Source organism: Streptomyces sp. NBC_00513, from assembly GCF_041431415.1.
Classification (GTDB): domain Bacteria; phylum Actinomycetota; class Actinomycetes; order Streptomycetales; family Streptomycetaceae; genus Streptomyces.
Genome location: NZ_CP107845.1, coordinates 3,757,528 through 3,776,711, shown reverse-complemented (window position 1 = coordinate 3,776,711; position 19,184 = coordinate 3,757,528). Strand labels below are relative to the sequence as shown.

General features: G+C 70.7%; 17 protein-coding genes, 1 tRNA gene and 2 pseudogenes. 12 read left to right on the top strand and 8 right to left on the bottom strand.

Going from position 1 to position 19,184, the window contains the following annotated elements; all coding sequences use genetic code 11:
• Positions 1-98 precede the first annotated feature (98 nt).
• Positions 99-563, bottom strand: coding sequence for a hypothetical protein (locus tag OHA84_RS17385; protein ID WP_266970908.1), 465 nt, complete (start codon positions 561-563; stop codon positions 99-101).
• A gap of 55 nt (positions 564-618) precedes the next feature.
• On the opposite strand from OHA84_RS17385, the pseudogene OHA84_RS17380 reads away from it, so the two are divergent.
• Positions 619-732 (top strand): annotated as a pseudogene (locus OHA84_RS17380) (PE-PGRS family protein); the annotation flags it as partial.
• A 1,759-nt stretch (positions 733-2,491) separates the two neighbouring features.
• On the opposite strand, the gene OHA84_RS17375 reads toward OHA84_RS17380, so the two are convergent.
• A tRNA-Pro gene (locus tag OHA84_RS17375) sits at positions 2,492-2,565 on the bottom strand.
• A 250-nt stretch (positions 2,566-2,815) separates the two neighbouring features.
• Complete coding sequence (locus tag OHA84_RS17370) at positions 2,816-3,754, bottom strand: metallophosphoesterase (protein WP_266970912.1); 939 nt, start codon at positions 3,752-3,754, stop codon at positions 2,816-2,818.
• Between the two features lie 80 nt (positions 3,755-3,834).
• On the opposite strand from OHA84_RS17370, the gene OHA84_RS17365 reads away from it, so the two are divergent.
• Positions 3,835-4,296 carry a GatB/YqeY domain-containing protein gene (locus OHA84_RS17365; RefSeq protein WP_053676913.1) on the top strand — a complete coding sequence of 154 codons (462 nt, stop codon included), beginning with the start codon at positions 3,835-3,837 and terminating at the stop codon, positions 4,294-4,296.
• A gap of 175 nt (positions 4,297-4,471) precedes the next feature.
• Here OHA84_RS17365 and OHA84_RS17360 read toward each other — a convergent pair whose 3' ends face one another.
• Entirely contained in the window at positions 4,472-6,778 is a 2,307-nt protein-coding gene (locus tag OHA84_RS17360) for a transglycosylase domain-containing protein (RefSeq protein WP_053676912.1), read from the bottom strand.
• 386 nt (positions 6,779-7,164) lie between these two features.
• Between OHA84_RS17360 and OHA84_RS17355 the strand changes: the two genes are divergently transcribed.
• The gene (locus OHA84_RS17355; RefSeq protein WP_053676911.1) at positions 7,165-7,515 is read left to right on the top strand and encodes a WhiB family transcriptional regulator; all 351 of its coding nucleotides are present in this window, start codon (positions 7,165-7,167) and stop codon (positions 7,513-7,515) included.
• Between the two features lie 55 nt (positions 7,516-7,570).
• Here OHA84_RS17355 and OHA84_RS17350 read toward each other — a convergent pair whose 3' ends face one another.
• Positions 7,571-9,013 carry an ArsA family ATPase gene (locus OHA84_RS17350; RefSeq protein WP_266970914.1) on the bottom strand — a complete coding sequence of 481 codons (1,443 nt, stop codon included), beginning with the start codon at positions 9,011-9,013 and terminating at the stop codon, positions 7,571-7,573.
• A gap of 8 nt (positions 9,014-9,021) precedes the next feature.
• Entirely contained in the window at positions 9,022-10,008 is a 987-nt protein-coding gene (locus OHA84_RS17345) for an ArsA-related P-loop ATPase (RefSeq protein ID WP_266970916.1), read from the bottom strand.
• A 316-nt stretch (positions 10,009-10,324) separates the two neighbouring features.
• Here OHA84_RS17345 and OHA84_RS17340 point away from each other — a divergent pair.
• The 6 genes and pseudogenes from OHA84_RS17340 to OHA84_RS17315 form a co-directional block, all read left to right on the top strand.
• Positions 10,325-11,146 (top strand): annotated as a pseudogene (locus OHA84_RS17340) (IS110 family transposase); the annotation flags it as partial.
• A 166-nt stretch (positions 11,147-11,312) separates the two neighbouring features.
• The gene (locus tag OHA84_RS17335; protein ID WP_107089134.1) at positions 11,313-11,477 is read left to right on the top strand and encodes a DUF4177 domain-containing protein; all 165 of its coding nucleotides are present in this window, start codon (positions 11,313-11,315) and stop codon (positions 11,475-11,477) included.
• A complete protein-coding gene (locus OHA84_RS17330) occupies positions 11,474-11,947 on the top strand; it encodes a RidA family protein (protein ID WP_053676908.1) in 474 nt (157 codons plus the stop codon). Before OHA84_RS17335 ends, OHA84_RS17330 begins: the two co-directional genes overlap by 4 nt.
• Positions 11,948-12,063: 116 nt before the next feature.
• On the top strand, positions 12,064-12,990 hold the full coding sequence (locus OHA84_RS17325; RefSeq protein WP_053676907.1) for an NUDIX domain-containing protein: 927 nt from the start codon (positions 12,064-12,066) through the stop codon (positions 12,988-12,990).
• Positions 12,987-13,832, top strand: coding sequence for an MBL fold metallo-hydrolase (locus OHA84_RS17320; RefSeq protein WP_053676906.1), 846 nt, complete (start codon positions 12,987-12,989; stop codon positions 13,830-13,832). Before OHA84_RS17325 ends, OHA84_RS17320 begins: the two co-directional genes overlap by 4 nt.
• Complete coding sequence (locus tag OHA84_RS17315; RefSeq protein ID WP_266948255.1) at positions 13,829-14,125, top strand: hypothetical protein; 297 nt, start codon at positions 13,829-13,831, stop codon at positions 14,123-14,125. Before OHA84_RS17320 ends, OHA84_RS17315 begins: the two co-directional genes overlap by 4 nt.
• A gap of 57 nt (positions 14,126-14,182) precedes the next feature.
• On the opposite strand, the gene OHA84_RS17310 is transcribed toward OHA84_RS17315, so the two are convergent.
• Together OHA84_RS17310 and OHA84_RS17305 are read right to left on the bottom strand one after the other, a co-directional pair.
• Positions 14,183-15,010, bottom strand: a complete 828-nt coding sequence (locus tag OHA84_RS17310; RefSeq protein WP_266970919.1) for a nucleotidyltransferase domain-containing protein — start codon at positions 15,008-15,010, stop codon at positions 14,183-14,185.
• Between the two features lie 118 nt (positions 15,011-15,128).
• The gene (locus OHA84_RS17305; RefSeq protein ID WP_003981529.1) at positions 15,129-15,803 is read right to left on the bottom strand and encodes a Crp/Fnr family transcriptional regulator; all 675 of its coding nucleotides are present in this window, start codon (positions 15,801-15,803) and stop codon (positions 15,129-15,131) included.
• 280 nt (positions 15,804-16,083) lie between these two features.
• Here OHA84_RS17305 and nth point away from each other — a divergent pair, with 280 nt between their 5' ends.
• The 3 genes from nth (at position 16,084) to OHA84_RS17290 (ending at position 19,038) form a co-directional block, all read left to right on the top strand.
• A complete protein-coding gene (gene nth / locus OHA84_RS17300) occupies positions 16,084-16,947 on the top strand; it encodes an endonuclease III (RefSeq protein WP_053676903.1) in 864 nt (287 codons plus the stop codon).
• Positions 16,948-17,072: 125 nt separating this feature from the next.
• Positions 17,073-17,819, top strand: a complete 747-nt coding sequence (locus tag OHA84_RS17295) for a CoA pyrophosphatase (RefSeq protein ID WP_078998660.1) — start codon at positions 17,073-17,075, stop codon at positions 17,817-17,819.
• A 13-nt stretch (positions 17,820-17,832) separates the two neighbouring features.
• Complete coding sequence (locus tag OHA84_RS17290) at positions 17,833-19,038, top strand: MarP family serine protease (RefSeq protein WP_053676973.1); 1,206 nt, start codon at positions 17,833-17,835, stop codon at positions 19,036-19,038.
• Positions 19,039-19,184: the final 146 nt, after the last annotated feature.

Sequence of the window (19,184 nt, the reverse complement as noted above, 5' to 3'; positions counted from 1 at the left end):
CTTCCAGAGGCCGACCTCGATGAGGTCGATGTCGAGGTTCATCTCCGAGAGCCACACGACGGTGTGGGTGACCTGCTTGGAGAAGCTAGCCGCAATGATCACTTGGCGGGGGCGTTGAGGAGCTTTGGGCTCCAGTCCCCGTCCACGTGGTCCAGGAGGCGCTGCCGGCACTCGTCGAGTTCGAGGGTCTGGCCTCTGCCCTTCAGGAAGTCGCGGTGCGCCTGGGCCAGGGTGCCGAGGTCGAAGCAGGACACCAGGGCGGCGTAGGTGATCGCTTGGAGGTGTACGTCCCGGTCGGCCGTTCCTCGCTTCAGCTCGGCCACGACGAGGCGCCCGGTGGCATCCAGGCCCAGGACGTCCAGTCGGTCCCGCGCCGGCACCCCGTCCGTGTCGGTCCACCGGTCGAACTCGGCGGTGATGACGAGCACCGACTCTCCGAGGACCTGAGAGTGCGCGATCACCCACTCCTGGAGGTGCTGCCGCTCGAGGAGCCCCTCAGCGGCCAGCGTGGTCGGTGCGACGGCCGCGGCCGATGCCCCTTCGACGGTGAAGAGATGATCCACGCTGTCCCCTTGCCCCAGTCCGTCAGCCAGGCACTCTCGCGCCGACTGTGAACGGGTCGAGCAGGCCGTGAAGGCGCTCCGGGACCGCGGGCACGGCGTCATCGCCTCCACCATTGAGCGCGGCCTTGGGGTCCATATCTCCAGCCTTGGTCCTGACGTACGTCGTTGAAGTCGTCACGCCACCGCTCGGGCTCTGGCTTGGGTGGTGCGGGCTCCACCGGTGGCTTCACCTTCTCCGGGCGGTGCGGGTGCCAGCCGTCGAGGAACGGCCGCAGCTCGTCCCCGGTGGGCTCCGCGTGGAAGTTCCGGGCACCGAGCCCCTTCCCGTTCAAGGTCGGGTCCAGGCGGTCGGCCTCCGTCCTGCCCCACGCCGACCACTCCCGGAGACGCTCGGCCTCGAAGGGGCCCTCCGTCTGGGCGGCGGTCTCGTCCAGCGTGTTGCAGAAGGTCCGGATCTCTCCCGCGGCTCGCCACTGTTCCAGCGCCGTGCCGAAGTGCTCGGCCCGAGCAGCGTCCACCGCCTTGATCGAAGCCACGCCGACCGCGGCCTCCCACTCCCGCTGGGCGCGCTCCTGCCGCTCGGCCTCCAGCCGGCGGTTCTCCGCTGCCTGCCGTTCCCGCTCGTCCTGCTGCCGCCGCTGTTCGGCTTCCCGCTCCAGCCGGGCCCGTTCCTGCTCATCGGCCCGGGTCCTGAGCGCCCGGAGTACCGAACCGATCTGGTCCTCAAGCGGCTTCTTCGCGCTGTCGGCCCACTCCTTCTTCCAGCCGTACTGGTAGCCCTGTTGCTGGGCAACGACCATCTCCAGCTCCCCGGACGGCTCGAACCGCTGCGCCGGAACGACCCGCTGCCAGTCGTAGGTGCGGCGGCCCGCCGGCTTGGGCACGTACCGGACCTGCTTCTGACGTTCCTTGAAGGTGATCTCGTACGTCCGGCCATGGATCGTGAGCAGTGGTCTCGGCTGCCTGCGCTTCTTGGACACCGCGAGCTCCCCGTGGAGGGGGAGGGCCTGCTCGGAGATGAGGCGGAGTAGGGACAACACGCGGGGAAGGACACCGTCGGAGATCTCGAAGGCGCTGTGGTCCGCGGTCACGGCAGCGAGGACGTCGTCCACGTCGGTGATCACACGGCTGCGTGCCAGCCGGATCCGGTTCCACTCCGTGTCGTCCTCACCGGTCACCCGGAGCAGCCCTAGGAAGAAGTCTCCCTTGGTCCGCCCGCTGTACTTCAGGTGGTACCCGGCCGGCGCACACTGGCGAGCCGCGTCGAATGCCCTCCGGTAGCGGGCCCGCGCGGCCTCATCCGGGTTGGGGACTCGGAGGAAGCGGCCGGCCTGCTGCACCTCGGTGATCAGCGCCCGTCCGATGTCGGCCGGAGAGGACCGTGGGGTTCTGGCGACACGCTGTACCGGGGGCTTCTGCTCGGCAGCGGTCTTCTTCTCGACGCGGTCGGGCTCCTGTTTCTCGGGTCCGGGCGTCGTCGCCGGCCGGGTCTTCCGTAGTGCCGGGTCAGGCCGGTCGGGGTGATGGCCGTGCTGGAGGTAGAAGCGCCCGACCTCGGTGATCTCTGCCTGCCATCTCCCGCCCTCCTTGGGCATGGCGATGTGGCCCCGTTCCTTCAGGGCTCGGGCTGTGAGGGCGAGTTCGGGGGTCTCCGACGTGACAGGTTCGACGCCCTCCCCGATCCGGGTCAGGAGGGCGAGCTGGCGATCGTTGAGGGGTGACCAACGGTGCATGTGATCGTCGTACCATCGGCGCTCGTGCCGGCACAAGCCATGCGGTGAGCCTTCCGGATGGACGGCGCTCGGCCCGGCTCCCCGTGGGAGCCGGATTCCGAGGTCGGCTCCCAGATGGCTCCCAAGACAGGTCCGTAAACGCAGGAAGGGCCTGACCCGCAGTGCGGATCAAGCCCTTGACCTGGTCTTACGAAGTCGGGGTGGCGGGATTTGAACCCACGACCTCTTCGTCCCGAACGAAGCGCGCTGCCAAGCTGCGCTACACCCCGATCGCCGCCTTGCAGACTTGCTGCCTGGCGACATCGATTACTTTAGCGGACCGTCGGCCGGAGACGAAATCCGGTTTTCGCGGGAGGCCCGGTCCGGGCGGAAGCGGTCCGCCGCCACCAGGGCAAGGCCGAGCGCGTAGAAGACGGCGCCCAGGACCAGGGCGTTCAGCGAGACCCGGTCGGAGCCGTACGGCCAGGGCGATCAGGGTGCGGAACGGGACGGTGACGAGGACGTCGGGTGCGGCCCGATTCACGCCTTGGGGGTGAGTGTCAACAGGGTGGCCTCGGGCGGGCAGGCGAAGCGCACGGGCGTGAACTTGTTGGTTCCGCAGCCCGCCGAGACGTGCAGGTAGGCGCGGTTCCCGCCGCTCTCGTGCGTGGACAGGCCCTTCACCCGCTTCGTGTCGAGGTCGCAGTTGGTGACCAGCGCCCCGTAGAAGGGGACGCACAGCTGCCCGCCGTGCGTGTGACCGGCCAGGATCAGTGGGTAGCCGTCGGTGGTGAAGGACTCCAGCGTGCGCAGGTACGGGGCGTGCACCACGGCCATCGAGAAGTCCGCGTCCGCCTCGGGCCCGCCCGCGACCATTCCGTACCTGTCCCGCTTGATGTGGGGGTCGTCGAGTCCGGTGAAGGCGAGTTCCAGGCCGTCCAGCTTCAGCCGGGCCCGCGTGTTGGTGAGGTTCTGCCAACCCGCCGCGTCGAAGGCGTCCCGCAACTCCTCCCACGGGTTGTGGACGGCGCCGACGACCGGCTTGTTGCCGTTCAGCCCGTGCCGGCCCTGGAGCTTCTCGATCAGGTAGAGCCCGGGGTTGCGGAGCCGGGGCCCGTAGTAGTCGTTCGATCCGAAGACGTACACGCCGGGGAAGTCCATCAGCGGGCCGAGGGCGTCCAGCACCTCGGGAACGCCCTCCGTGTCGGAGAGGTTGTCGCCGGTGTTCACGACGAAGTCGGGGCGCAGACCGGCCAGGGACTGCAACCAGGCGCGCTTCTTGCGCTGCCCGCCGACCATGTGGATGTCCGACACCTGTAGGACGCGCAAGGGGCGCATCCCTCGGGGCAGGACGGGGACCGTCACCCGACGCAGCCGGAACGACCTCGCCTCGAACCCGGCGGCATAGGCCACACCCGCGGCCCCCACGGCCGCGACCGCGGCCGTGACCTTCAGTGGTACTCCGTAACGCGCACGCATGCCCCCATCGTCGCACCCTCGACGGCTCGCGAGGAAAACCGGCGGGCGGCGATGCCCCCACACCTGGCAGACTCATGTGCATGACCACGCTCAAGGCCAAGCTCCAGGAAGACCTCACCGCAGCCATCAGGGCGCGCGACGAACTCGCCTCGTCCACGCTGCGCCTGACCCTCTCCGCCATCACCAACGCCGAGGTCGCGGGCAAGGAAGCACGGGTGCTCTCCGACGACGAGGTCCTCAAGGTGATCGCCAAGGAGGCGAAGAAGCGCCGTGAGGCCGCGGAGGCGTTCGCCGCGGGCGGTCGTGCCGAGTCGGCCGCGCGGGAGACGCTGGAGGGCGAGTTCCTCGACAAGTACCTGCCCAAGCAGCTCTCCGACGACGAGCTGACCGCGATCGTGTCGCAGGCTGTCGAGGAGGCCAAGGCGGCGGGCGCCGAGGGGCCGCGGGCCATGGGCGCGGTCATGAAGATCGTGAACCCGAAGGTCGCGGGTCTGGCGGAGGGCGGCCGCGTCGCCGCCACCGTGAAGAAGCTGCTCTCCTAGTCCGCGGAGGACCGGTCCACGGACGACCGGTCCACGGAGGACCGGTCCGCGAAGGACTGGTCCACGGAAGACAAGAGGGAGGGCCCCCAGCCGCATCCGGCCGGGGGCCCTCCCTCTCTTCTCTTTACGTCCTTCTCTTTACGTCGCCGCTCTCTTTACGTTGCCGCGCGGGCGGTCAGCGGGGTTCGGGTCCGCCGATCAGACCGGGGGGAAAGCTGAATCCGCCGGTCCTGCCGCCGTTGTCGTTCCCGTTGGTGCCGCCCGGGTTGCCGCCGGTGGCGCCGGCGGCCGTCTGTCCGCCGGGCCGACCGTCGCCGGGCTTGTTGTCACCGCCGGGCCGGTTCGGCTTGCCGGGTCGGTTCGGCGTGGCGGGCGGGTTCGGCTTGTTGCCGCGCGGGCCGCCGGCCGGGGAGGCGGTCTCCGGGATGGAGACCGTGGAGAAGCTCAGCGACTCGCGGCCCGAGAGGGCGCCGGAGACCGCCTGCTTCCAGATCGGGCCGGGCAGGCCACCGCCGTAGACCTTGTCGTAGTACTCGCCGCCGATGGAGATGTTCTCCATCTGTACCTGCTTGGCGCCGCCCGATCCGACCCAGGTCGCGCCGGACATGTTGGGGGTGTAGCCGACGAACCAGGCGTTCCAGCGGTTCTCGGTGGTACCGGTCTTGCCCGCGCTCTGCCGGTCGGTGAGACCGGCCGCGGCACCGGTACCGCCGGTGTCGACCACGCCGAGCAGCAGCGTGTTGATGGTGTCGGCGGTCTTCTCCGACATCACGCGCTCGCACTTCGACTTCGGCACGGCGAGTGCCTTGCCGTGCGAGTCGGTGATCGACTCGATGGCGACCGAGGTGCAGTGGACGCCGCGGTTGGCGAAGGTCGCGTACGCGTTGGCCATGGTCAGCGGCGACATGCCCTCGGTGCCGAGCGCGATGGCCGGGACCTCAGGAAGCTTGGTGCCGTCGGCCGGCTTCACGCCGAGCTTGCCGGTCATCTCGGTGATCGGGCAGAGCCCGGCCTCGGAGATCATCTCCACGAAGTAGGTGTTGATGGACTTGGCCATCGCCTCCTTCATGCCGTAGGGGCCGACCTCGCTCTCCGACTCGTTCTCCACCCTGGCCTTCTCGGTGTTGACCCAGGGCTTGTCGCCACAGGTCTGTACCGGGCTCGGGTACTCCATCTCGTAGGGGGAGGCGTACATCTTGGTCGGCGGGACGCCGCCCTCGATGGCCGCCGCCGCCACGAACGGCTTGAACGTCGAGCCGGTCGGGAAGCCGAAGTTGGAGCCGCCCAGCCGCTTGTCGACCGAGAAGTTGATCTGGGTCTCGTTCTTGCCGAAGCCGTACGGCTTCGACTGGCCCATGCCGAGGACCCGACCGGTGCCGGGCTGCACCAGCGTCACGGCCGTCGCGACCTTGTCCTCCTGGTCGACGTGGTCCTTGATCGACTCGTTGACCGAGTCCTGCGACTGCGGGTCCAGCGTCGTACGGACCGTCAGGCCGCCCTGGTTCCAGACCTTCGCCCGCTCCGCGCGCGTCTTGCCGAAGACCGGGTCGGTGAGGAAGCTGTTGCGGACGTAGTCACAGAAGAAGCCCGCGCCCTTGACGGCCGTGATGCAGCCGTTCTTGGGCCGGGTCACCTTCAGCGTGACGGGCTTCAGCTTCGCCTGGTCGGCCTCCGCCTGCGAGACGTCCTTCATGTCGGCCATCCGCTGGAGGACGACGTTGCGGCGCTTCATCGCCTCCTGCGAGTCGTTCACCGGGTCGAACCGGGTCGGCGACTGCACGACGCCGGCCAGCAGCGCGGACTGCTCCAGGGTGAGGTCCTTGGCCGGCTTGCTGAAGTACCGCTGGGCGGCCGACTCGATTCCGTATGCCTGCTGCCCGAAGTAGGTGATGTTCAGGTAGTTCTCGAGGATCTTCTTCTTGCCGAGTTCCTCTTCGACCTGGATCGCGTACTTCAGCTCGCGGATCTTCCGCCCGAGGCTCTTCTCCTGCGCCTCGCGCACCTTCGTCTCGTCGTCGCCGGCCTCTTCGACGAACACGTTCTTCACGTACTGCTGGGTAAGGGTGGAGGCGCCCTGTGCGGCGCCGCCTTCCTGTGCGTTGCGGTTGACCGCGCGCAGGATGCCCTTGAGGTCGACCGCGCCGTGTTCGTAGAAGCGCGAGTCCTCGATCGCGACGATCGCTTTCTGCATGTACGGCGAGATGGCCGTCAGGGGAACCACCTGACGGTCCCGTGAATAGACGGTGGCGATCAGGCCACCCTCAGCGTCCAAAATCGTGGTGCGCTGGCTCAACGGAGGTGTCTTGAGATTGGCCGGGATCTCATCGAAACCCTCGACCGTTCCCTTGGCCGCGAGACCCAGGGCGCCGGCGCCCGGGATCGCGATTCCGGCCAGTACGACTCCGGAGAGGACAGACACACCGAGGAACTTGGCGGCCTGCTGTGGCCCCGTGAGCCCGCCGCCCGAGCGCTTCTTTCCCATGGAGGGCAGCCTACGTTCTCATTCGCCGGACACGCGCGAATGCCTTGGCCTAAGCTGTCCCCAACTGTCACAGCAGTGCGGCGTGACATCAACCCTTCGGCTTGAATTTCACCCTTCCCGAATGGGGTGGACAGATGTCCGAATCCCGCCGTTCGCTCTGATGGTCCGCCGCCGATTTCACCCGGATCGCCGGAATGGTCGGGCATGTCGTGCGATCACTCCGTCGGGTGATCTGCCGCTTACCCATAGTCCGTTCGGACCATTCAAGATTGGGCCCGACGGGGGTGTTGCACTGTGCCCACCTTCCGTAACGTCCTCAACTGGCAGCGGTGAATATGCCGCTACCGCCGTGGGGGAGCCTCGATTCGGGAGAGGACGGCGCCGGGATGGGCTGGGTTACCGACTGGAGTGCGCAGGCAGCCTGCCGCACTACCGATCCGGATGAACTGTTTGTTCAAGGAGCGGCACAGAACAGGGCCAAGGCGGTGTGCACCGGATGTCCGGTGCGAACCGAGTGCCTGGCCGACGCGCTCGACAATCGTGTCGAGTTCGGAGTATGGGGCGGAATGACCGAGCGGGAACGACGCGCACTGTTGCGCCGGCGGCCCACCGTCACCTCGTGGCGACGGCTGCTCGAAACCGCTCGTACGGAATACGAGCGCAGTACGGGCATCCTCACCATGGATGTCGACGCGGAGATCGACGTTCCGTACGAGACGTACGCGGCTGCCGGGTAGATCACCCGGTCGGTCCCGCGCACGGACTTCCCCCGGGGAGTCGCGTACGAAACGCCTACGCTCCGGCCGGAACCCCGGCCGCGAGCCGCTCTCCGATGGCCCGCAGCCCGGCGAGGTCGTGTACATCGCCGGGCAGGGCGGCCACTTCGGCCACCGCCACCTCGGGGTGCAGCGAGGTGAAACGATCGTGCGTGCGTCGTTCGCGCGCGATCACCTGCATCCGCTCGGCGTGCAGGCGCAGCAGTCCTGCCGTGATCGCGTCCACGTCGGCGTCGTCATCGGCGTTGCCTTCGCCTTCGCCATCGGCGTCGGGTGTGACGGCGGCGTCCCGGTCTATGCCGTGCCGGTTCGGATCGTGCCGGTCCGTGCCGTCCTGGTGCGTCGTGGGTCGGTCCGTGCCGTGCTCGGTCGTGCCGGCGCTGGGGGAGCCGGTTTCGAGAGCCCCCGGGGCGGGGGCGGCGGCCTCCGCGGCCGCGTCACGAAGTCCAGCTTTCCCGGACTCCTGATCGACAATGCCGCCGTCTTCAAGATTCTCTGCGGCGGCCAACGCCCGCTCCGCGGACAGCCGGTCGGCTCCGCTCACGTGCACCCGGTTCAGCACCAGGCCGGCCAGCGGCATGCGGTCCGCCGCCAACCGCTCCACGAAGTACGCGGCCTCGCGCAGGGCGTCGGGTTCGGGCGCGGCGACCACGAGGAAGGCCGTACCGGGGGCCTGGAGCAGCCGGAAGGTGGCGTCCGCGCGGGTGCGGAAGCCGCCGAACATCGTGTCCATCGCGGCCACGAAGGTCTGCACGTCCTTGAGGAGCGAGGCACCCATCAGTTTGCTCAGCGTGCCCGTCATCATCGACATGCCGACATTCAAGAACTTCATCCCGGCCCGGCCGCCGACCTTCGCCGGAGCCATCAGGACCCGGATGAACCTCCCGTCGAGGAAGGACCCCAGGCGCTTCGGCGCGTCCAGGAAGTCCAGCGCGGACCGGCTCGGCGGGGTGTCGACGACGATCAGGTCCCAGTCGTCCTTGGCCCGCAGCTGGCCCAACTTCTCCATCGCCATGTACTCCTGCGTGCCGGCGAAACCGGCCGACAGGGACTGGTAGAAGGGGTTCGCCAGGATGGCCTGGGCCCGCTCGCCGTCCGCGTGCGCCTCGACGATCTCGTCGAAGGTCCGCTTCATGTCCAGCATCATGGCGTGCAGTTCGCCGCCATCGCCGCCGTCCCCGTCCCCGCCGTCGTCGCCGGTGCCCACGCCCTTGACGCGGCGCGGGGTGTTGTCCAGCGAGTCGATGCCCATCGACTGGGCCAGCCTGCGCGCCGGGTCGATGGTGAGCACGACGACCTTCCGGCCGCGCTCCGCCGCCCGCACGCCCAGCGCCGCGGCCGTGGTGGTCTTGCCGACCCCGCCCGCGCCGCAGCACACGATGATGCGGGTCTTCGGATCGTCCAGCAGTGCGTCGACCGCCAGTGGCGGCGGAGTGTTCATGCCCGTGCTCGCGCCCATGGCCTCGCTCATTCGTCGCCCGCCTGCTTCCGCAGCTCCGTCGCCAGCTCGTAGAGCCCGGCCAGGTCCATCCCCCCGCCGAGCAGGGGGAGTTCGTACGTCGGCACGGGCAGCCCCTCCAGCACGGTGCGCTGCTCGCGCTCCAGCTGCACCCGGCTCGCGTGCTCGGCGGCCTGCATGAGCAGAGGCTCCACCAGCCGCTCGGCCAGTCCGCCGCGCCGCGCGCCGCCCAGGCCGGCCCGGGACAAGGCCTTCGCCACGTCGGCCCGGTGCTCGCCGGCCGCCGCGCGCAGGGTGTCCTCGTCCAGGTGGTGCGGTCGGACCATGTTCACGACGACCCTGCCGACCGGAAGGCCCGCCGCGACCAGTTCCGCGATGCCGTCCGCGGTCTCCTGGACGGGCATCTCCTCCAGGAGGGTGACCAGGTGGACCGCCGTGTCCGGTGACTTGAGCACCTTCATGACGGCCTGCGCCTGGTTGTGGATCGGCCCGAACCGGGCCAGCCCCGCCACCTCGTCGTTGACGTTCAGGAAGCGGGTGATGCGTCCGGTCGGCGGGGCGTCCATGATCACGTGGTCGTAGACGAACCGTCCGGTCTTGTCCTTGCGCCGGACCGCCTCGCAAGCCTTGCCCGTCAGCAGGACGTCGCGCAGGCCCGGCGCGATGGTCGTCGCGAAGTCGATCGCGCCCAGCTTCTTCAGGGCGCGGCCGGCCGAACCGAGCTTGTAGAACATCTGGAGGTAGTCCAGCAGCGCGCGTTCGGCGTCGATGGCGAGCGCGTACACCTCGCCACCGCCCCTGCCGGGTGCGACCGCGATCTTCCGCTCCTCGTACGGGAGCGCCTCCGCGCCGAAGAGCTGCGCGATGCCTTGCCTGCCCTCGACCTCCACGAGAAGAGTCCGCCTGCCCTCGCGTGCGAGGGCGAGCGCGAGTGCCGCGGCGACCGTGGTCTTGCCGGTGCCGCCCTTGCCGCTGACCACCTGGAGCCTGCTCACAGCGTCCGAGCCTAATTCCTCCGGCCCGCGTGCGGGGGTGCCGGGTGGCCTCGTCGGTGCGTTCGCGCCGTGAGGTCCGTTACGGCCGGGCCTCGGGCATCGCAACGGAGCGGTCGTGACGGGCGTCCTCCTGGACGTCACCACCACACACCTTGATCACTCGTTGGAGTGGTGGCGCGAGCCCGCCCGCACGCTGGTCCCTCGATGCGCCCGAGCCCTCCGGGTTCCGTGCACCGACGTCCGGAGCGAGCGTGCCGCGCGGCCCGCACCTGCTCGTGACCAGCGCGAACACCTGCGATCCCGGGGAGGGAACACCTTGATCTACTGCGGAATCGACTGGGCGGACAAGACCCACGACATCGCCCTCGTCGATGCCGACGGCCGGCTCCTGGCCGCACGCCGCATCACCGACGACGCGGCCGGTTACCAGCGCCTGCTACACCTGCTCGCCGAGTACGGAGACACCAGGGACGCCCCGATCCCGGTCGCCATCGAGACCTCCCGGGGCCTGCTCGTCGCCGTGCTGCGGACCGGCGCGCGGCAGGTCTTCGTCATCGATCCGACGGCAGCCGCCCGTCACCGCACCCGACACACGGTCGCCCACGAGAAGTCCGACCACGGCGACGCCCTGGTGCTGGCGCACATCCTGCGCACCGACATGCACACCCTCCAACCGCTGTCGACGGACTCCGAACCGGCCCGCGCCGTCACCGTCCTCGCCCGCGCACAGCAGGACGCGACCTGGCACCGCCAGCAGATCTCCCATCAGCTCCGGTCCCTGCTGCGCGAGTACTACCCCGCCGCCCTGGCCGCCGCCGCGCACGGCCCGAACGGGATCTTCCGTCCCGAGGCGCGCGAACTCCTCAAGGCGGCCCCGACCCCGGCCAGGGCCGCCCGGCTGACCCGGACCCAGATCACCGCGGCCCTCAAACGAGCCGGTCGCAGGCGGGGGATCGAAGCCGAGGTGGAGCGGCTCCGCGCGGTCTTCCGTGCCGAGTGGGCCCACCAGCCGCCGCTGGTCGAGGAGGCCCTCGGCCGCCAGACGCTCGCCCTCCTGCTCCAGCTGGCGGCCGCGTGCACGGCCGCCGACGACCTCGCCCAAGCCTTGGCCAAGGCCGTCGCCCTACAGGGGGACGCCCCGGACGCCCACGATGGGGCGGGTGTGGCGGGTGTGGCGGGCGGGTCGTCGGCGCCCGCACTTCGGGCGGCCGGCCGGTAGTCGCGACGGACGGACGAGGGGGGTGGGACCACGCGCGTTCCGGGGCGCGCGTGAGCCCCGCGCGACAGGCACTACGCTCGCTCCCATGACCAAGAAGTTCGAATACGCGACCGTCCCGCTGCTGGTCCACGCCACCAAGCAGATCCTGGACACCTGGGGCGAGGACGGCTGGGAGCTCGTCCAGGTCGTGCCCGGGCCGAACAACCCCGAGCAGCTCGTGGCCTACCTGAAGCGGGAGAAGTCGGCATGAGCGGGATCGTCGACGCGAGGCTGGCCGAGCTCGGCCTGATCCTGCCCGAGGTCGTGCCGCCGCTGGCCACCTACCAGCCGGCGGTCCGATCGGGCGTGTACGTGTACACCGCGGGCCAGCTCCCGATGGTCAAGGGCAGCCTGCCGGTCACCGGCAAGGTCGGTGCCGAGGTCTCGGCGGAGCAGGCCAAGGAACTGGCCGCCACGTGCGCGCTGAACGCCCTGGCCGCCGTCAAGTCGGTGGTCGGTGACCTCGACAAGATCGCGCGCGTCGTCAAGGTCGTCGGTTTCATCGCCTCGGCGCCCGACTTCACCGCCCAGCCGGGCGTGCTGAACGGTGCGAGCGAGCTGCTCGGCGCCGTCCTCGGCGACAAGGGCGTGCACGCCCGCAGCGCCGTCGGTGTGGCGGTCCTGCCGCTGGACGCGCCGGTCGAGGTCGAGATCCAGGTCGAGCTCACCCCCGACGCCTGATCCCTTCGCGTGGCGGGGCTCCGCGACGGAGCCCCGCCACCCGCACGCCGACCCCGAGGCCCCGGGCACGGGCGGCGGCTCTCGAACATCGGGCCGGATCCCCGTAGCATCCCGCCATGCCGAACGGTGAGCACGGACAGCAGAACACCCCCACCGGCCCCACCCCCGCCGGAGGCCAGTGGTACCCGCCCGAGTGGCCCGACCGCATCCGCGCGCTCGCGGACGGCGCCCTCACGCCCGTGGCGCCCAAGCGCGCGGCCACGGTGATGCTGCTGCGGGACACCGACGGCGGCCCCGCCGTGCACATGCTCCGCCGCCGCACCTCGATGGCCTTCGCGGGCGGGGCGTACGCCTACCCCGGTGGCGGGGTGGACCCCCGCGACGAGGAGCACCTCGTCGGCTGGGCCGGGCCGAGCCTCGCGGACTGGTCGGCGCGGCTGGGCACGGACCCCCGTACCGCCCAGGCGATCGTCTGCGGCGCGGTACGCGAGACGTTCGAGGAGGCCGGAGTCCTGCTGGCGGGCGAGACCCCGGACAGCGTCGTCGGCGACACCACGGCCGACGACTGGGAGGCCGACCGGCTGGCCCTGGTGGCCCGCGAGCTGTCCTTCGCCGAGTTCCTCGGCCGCCGGGGCCTCCTCCTGCGGTCCGACCTGCTCGGCGCGTGGGCCCGGTGGATCACCCCGGAGTTCGAGCCCCGTCGCTACGACACCTGGTTCTTCGTCGCCGCGCTCCCCGAGGGCCAGCGCACCCGCAACGCCTCGACCGAGGCCGACCGGACCGTCTGGATCCGGCCCGCCGACGCCGCCGCCGGCTACGACAAGGGCGAGCTGCTCATGATGCCGCCGACGATCTCCACCCTGCGCTCCCTGGAGCCCTACGACAGCCCAGCGCACGCCCTCGCGGCCGCCGCGGGTCAGGACCTCACCCCGGTGCTCGCGCAGGCCACCCTGGAGAACGGCGAGCTGGTGCTCAGCTGGCCCGGCCACGACGAGTTCACCAAGCGCGTCCGGCCCGGAAACCCCGGAGGAGCCACCGCATGACCGACGCCGCCGCACTGCCCGGCCAGCCCCGCGGAATGGTGGTCTCCGGTCCCGCCACCGCCCGGGCGGTCAACATCCTGGCCCCCAACCCGTCCGCCATGACCCTGGACGGCACCAACACCTGGCTCGTCTCCGAACCGGACTCCGACCTCGCCGTCGTCATCGACCCGGGCCCGCTGGACGAGGCGCACCTGAAGGCGGTCGTCGACGTCGCCGAGAAGGCCGGCAAGCGGGTCGCGCTGACCCTGCTCACCCACGGCCACCCCGACCACGCCGAGGGCGCGGGCCGGTTCGCGGAGCTGACCGGCACGAAGGTGCGGGCGCTCGACCCCGCGCTGCGGCTGGGCGACGAGGGGCTCGCCGCCGGGGACGTGATCCGACTCGGCGGTCTGGAGCTGCGCGTGGTCCCGACCCCGGGCCACACCTCGGACTCGCTCTGCTTCCACCTGCCCGCCGACCGTGCCGTCCTGACCGGCGACACCATCCTGGGCCGGGGCACGACCGTCGTCGCGCACCCCGACGGGCGGCTCGGCGACTACCTGGACTCGCTGCGCCGGCTGCGCTCGCTCGCCGTCGACGACGGGGTCCACACCGTGCTCCCCGGCCACGGTCCGGTACTGGACGACGCGCAGGGCGCGGTGGAGTTCTACCTGGCGCACCGGGCGCATCGCCTCGCGCAGGTCGAGACGGCCGTGGAGAACGGTTTCCGCACTCCCGAGGCGGTCGTGGCCCGGGTCTACGCGGACGTGGACCCGTCCCTGTGGCCCGCCGCGGAATGGTCCGTTCGAGCGCAGCTGGAGTACCTTCAAGATCACGGACTGATCTCTGGGGGACCCGAATGAACACGCTGTTCCTGCTGCTCGCGCTGATCGCCGCGGCCGCGTGGATCACCTCGACGGTCACGCTGCGGATGAAGGCACTCGAACGCCGGGCCGACGGCCTGGAACGCCGTCTGGGCCTGGTCCTGGACCACTTCGGGATCGAGGAGCCGGAGCCGGCCGGGCTGGACGAGGTACGGGCCCTGGTGCGCGCCGGGCGCCAGGTCGAGGCGATCCGCGTCCACCGGCGCGTCACCGGCTCCGGTCTGCTGGAGGCCAAGCAGGCGGTCGAGGCGCTGACCGATCAGCCGGCCTGACGCGCAGTCCACCGGCGCCCACCGGCGTACGCCGATCGGCCCACCGGCGTCCGCCGATCAGCCAGTCGGGCGCGGCGTCCTCGTCCCGTGCCGGGCGGTGTACTCGTCCGCGAGCCACGGCCCCAGGTCGTCGACGTAGGTCGACAGGACCCCCGGGTCCCCGACCGGTTCCAGCGCCACCGCCGCCGCGGCCCGCATCTGCGCCGCGCGGCGCCCCGGGTAGTAGCGGCCGAAGATCTCCGCGGACTCCACGAGGTCGCTGGTCCAGCCACCCCAGCGGGGCATGACCAGCATGAGGCCGGTCCGCACCAGATGGCGGGCGAAGGACCGGCTCAGCCTCCGGTACTCCTCCGGGGTCGAGGCCTCCCGGATCCTGGACCGCCAGCCGGGGAGCAGGCCCGCCAGCCCGCCGTTGGTCTCCCGGGCGAGGACCCCGTCGGGCCGGTAGCGGGGCAGGTGCTCGGCCAGGTCGGCGCCGAGCAGCGGGGTGCACAGGCAGGCGAGGAACCAGCCGAGGTCGTACCGTTCCGGCTCGCTCAGCAGGGTGTCCTTGCCGTACAGCAGGACACCGACTCCGTCGATCTGCGGGAAGTCCTCGTCGAGACCCCGGCCGAGCACTTCCGCGGTGTCCCGGTCCTCGGCGCCGGGCTCCCGGTGCAGGGCGAGCAGCAGGTCGAGGTCGGACTTCCCGGGCCGGGCCGTCCCGCGCGGCACGGACCCGTACAGGTAGACGCTGTGCAGCCGCCGGCCGTACGCCTCGGGGATCCGCTCGCGCGCGGCCGCGACGACCGGCGCGAACTCCGCCCGGACGCGGCTGAGCGAGCCCTCGCGTACGAAACAGCCGTACGGGTCGAGCCCCTTGTGTTCCCCGCCTCCGTGCTCCATGTGATCCACTCTGCCCTCACCCCGGCCGGCAGTCCAAGCCCCTCTGTACGGCGCCGCAACGGCGAGGAGGGGCCCCGCCCGACCGGGCAGGACCCCTCCACCGAGGAAACCGTGGGCGTCAGCGCGAGCGCTTGGCCAGTCGCTCCACGTCGAGCAGGATCACCGCGCGTGCCTCCAGGCGCAGCCACCCTCGGCCCGCGAAGTCGGCCAGCGCCTTGTTCACGGTCTCGCGCGACGCGCCGACGAGCTGGGCCAGCTCCTCCTGCGTGAGGTCGTGCACGACGTGGATGCCCTCCTCGGACTGCACGCCGAAGCGGCGCGACAGGTCGAGGAGCGCCCGGGCGACACGCCCCGGCACGTCGGAGAAGACCAGGTCGGACATCTGGTCGTTGGTCTTGCGCAGGCGCCGGGCGACGGCGCGCAGCAGTGCCGTGGCCACCTCGGGTCGGGCGTTCAGCCACGGCTGGAGGTCACCGTGCCCCAGACCCAGCAGCTTGACCTCGGTCAGGGCGGTCGCGGTGGCGGTGCGCGGGCCCGGGTCGAACAGCGACAGTTCGCCGATCAGCTCACCGGGGCCGAGGACGGCCAGCATGTTCTCGCGGCCGTCGGGGGAGGTGCGGTGCAGCTTCACCTTGCCCTCGGTGACGACATAGAGCCGGTCACCGGGGTCGCCCTCGTGGAACAGGGCGTCTCCGCGCGCGAGGGTCACCTCGCCCATGGAGGCGCGGAGCTCCGCGGCCTGCTCGTCATCGAGCGCCGCGAAGAGCGGGGCACGCCGCAGTACGTCGTCCACGAGTCTCTCTCCTATGTCGACCGGCTCAGGGGACCGTCTTCCCCCCATTTTGCCGGACGGCTCAAACAGTGCGATCAATCACGTTCCTCACAAGGATGCCGGACGTACGGGTGTGCTGTGCGGCGAGGGACCAATCAGGGTGGTGTTACCTGAGGTCCGGACGGGTGTCGGCGGCCGGCCTTAGGCTGGCCGGGTGTCCAATAAGCCGGTGAGAGCACAGGCCAAGGGGTCCGCGGCAGTGACCGAGACCCAGAATTCAGCCGTGGGCGAACATGCCCCCATGAAGGTGTCCCCGAAGGTCCCGCCGCGCCCCCAGGGCAAAGCTTCGGCCAAGAAACCGGAAGCCCCGAAGAAACCGCCGAAGGCTCCGCGACCGGAATCGCACCTCGCGATGGTCCGCCGGGCGCGGCGCATCAACCGGGAACTGGCCGAGGTCTATCCGTACGCCCACCCGGAGCTCGACTTCCGCGACCCCTTCGAGCTGCTGGTCGCCACCGTCCTGTCCGCACAGACCACCGACCTGCGGGTGAACCAGACGACCCCGGCCCTCTTCGCCGCCTACCCGACCCCCGAGGACATGGCCGCGGCGGCCCCCGAGGACCTGGAGGAGCTGATCCGGCCGACCGGGTTCTTCCGGGCGAAGTCACGCTCGCTCCTCGGCCTCTCGCAGGCCCTGCGCGACAACTTCGGCGGCGAGGTCCCGTCCCGGATCGAGGACCTCGTCACGCTGCCCGGCGTGGGCCGCAAGACGGCCAACGTGGTCCTCGGCAACGTCTTCGGCGTCCCCGGGATCACCGTCGACACTCACTTCGGCCGGCTCGTCCGCCGCTGGAAGTGGACCGAACAGGAAGACCCGGAGAAGGTCGAGGCGGAGATCTGCGCGATCTTCCCCAAGAGCGAGTGGACGATGCTGTCCCACCGCGTCGTCTTCCACGGGCGCCGGATCTGCCACTCCCGCAAACCCGCCTGCGGGGCCTGCCCCATCGCGCCCCTCTGCCCGGCGTACGGGGAGGGCGAAACGGACCCCGAGAAGGCGAAGAAACTGCTGAAGTACGAGAAGGGCGGCCATCCGGGGCAGCGGCTGAGCCCGCCGCCGGACTACCCGGGTCTCCCGGCGCCTCCCCTGGGCGTCGCCGCGCCCTGAGGGCACGGCAGTGCGGCAGTAGGGCCCGGGCCCCGCACGGCGGCCCGCGGTGGAACCAATCCGGCCTCGGGGCGCGTTGTGTCGAGTATCGCCGGCGCCGGCAACGGCAGGGAGCAGGGTCGCCTATGACGCGGGGTACGAAGGACGAGAGCGTGACGGGCGCGCCCCCGGCCGGGCCCGTGGAGCCGTACGCCGACCCGCGCGGCGACGTCACCGTCAGCACCCGGGGCCTGCCCGGGTGGCTGGACCCGGTGGTCGAGGCCGTGCGCACGGTCCGCCCCGAGCAGTTGAGCCGCTTCCTGCCCCCCGAGGACGGGCGGGGCCGCCAGTCGGCCGTCCTGATCCTCTTCGGCGAGGGGCCGCGCGGCCCGGAACTGCTGCTGCAGGAACGCGCGAGCAGCCTCCGCTCGCACGCGGGACAGCCGTCCTTCCCGGGCGGCGCCCTCGACCCGGAGGACGGCGATCCGCACACCACCGGACCACTGCGCGCGGCCCTGCGCGAGGCCGAGGAGGAGACCGGGCTGGATCCCGCGGGGGTCCAGCTCTTCGGCGTGCTGCCGCGCCTGTACATCCCCGTCAGCCAGTTCGTGGTGTCCCCGGTGCTGGGCTGGTGGCGCGATCCCAGCCCGATCCGGGTGGTCGACCCGGCGGAGACGGCTCGGGTGTTCACGGTTCCCGTGGCGGATCTCACGGACCCCGAGCACCGGGTGACCGTGGTCCACGCCCGCGGCTTCAAAGGCCCCGCTTTCACCGTCGAATCGGCCCTGGTCTGGGGTTTTACCGCCGGAGTGATCGACCGGATCCTGCATTTCGCGGGGTGGGAGCGTCCGTGGGACCGGTCACGCCAGGTCCCGCTCGACTGGCGCGCGTGAGACGGTGACCCACGTGAACGTGCTGGACATCCTGTTGTTGGTCGCCGCCGTGTGGTTCGCGATCGTCGGCTATCGCCAAGGCTTCGTCGTCGGCATCCTGTCGGTGATCGGCTTTCTCGGCGGTGGTCTCATCGCCGTGTCCCTGTTGCCGCTGGTCTGGGACCGGGTGACCGACAACGGCAGCCAGGTGTCCACCACCGTCGTGGTCGTCGCCGTCGTCGTCATCATCGTCTTCGCCTCGATCGGGCAGGCCTTCACCACCCATCTGGGCAACAAGCTGAGACGCCACATCACGTGGTCGCCGGCCCGCGCGCTCGACGCGACGGGCGGCGCGCTGGTCAACGTCGTCGCGATGCTGCTGGTGGCCTGGTTGATCGGATCCGTGATCGTCCAGGCCGCGTTGCCCACCACGGTGGGCAAGGAGGTGCAGAACTCCAAGGTGCTCATCGGGGTGTCGGAGGTGCTGCCCGCGCAGGCGAACACCCTGTTCTCGGACTTCAGGTCCACGCTGGCCCGCAACGGCTTCCCGCAGGTGTTCAGCCCGTTCTCCAACGAGCCCATCACCGAGGTGAAGCCGCCCGATCCGGCGCTGTCCAACAGCGCCGTCCCCGCGCGGGCCAAGCGCTCGATAGTGAAGGTCGTCGGGACCGCGCCCAGTTGCAGCAAGGTGCTGGAAGGCACCGGCTTCGTCTTCGCGCCGGGCAAGGTGATGACCAACGCGCACGTCGTCGGCGGCGTCCGCGAACCCACCGTGCAGATCGGCGGCGAGGGCAAGCTCTACGACGGCAAGGTCGTGCTCTACGACTGGGCGCGCGACATCGCCGTGATCGACGTGCCCAAACTGAAGGCGCCGGCGTTGGAGTTCATCGAGAAGGACGCGACGAGCGGCAGCGACGCGATCGTCGCCGGCTTCCCGGAGAACGGCGCGTACGACGTCCGGCCGGCGCGCGTCCGCGGCCGCATCAACGCCAACGGCCCGGACATCTACCACCGGGGCACCGTGCGACGCGATGTCTACTCGCTGTACGCGACCGTCCGCCAGGGCAACTCCGGCGGCCCGCTCCTGACGCCCGACGGCAGGGTGTACGGGGTCGTCTTCGCGAAGTCGCTGGACGACCCGAACACCGGTTACGCCCTGACCGCGGACGAGGTCCGCGACGACGTCAGGATCGGCAGGACCTCCGTGCGGCCGGTCGACAGTCAGGGCTGCGCCCTCTGAGTTCAGCCGACGGCAAGGGTGCCCGTACGTCCGATTCCGGGGGTACGGGCACTCGTGCGCCGGGGCCCGGATGGACGGGCCCCGTACGTCATCCCCGCACTTCGGGGCTGCTACATCCGAGGATGCCGTAGGCGTGCCGACACCCA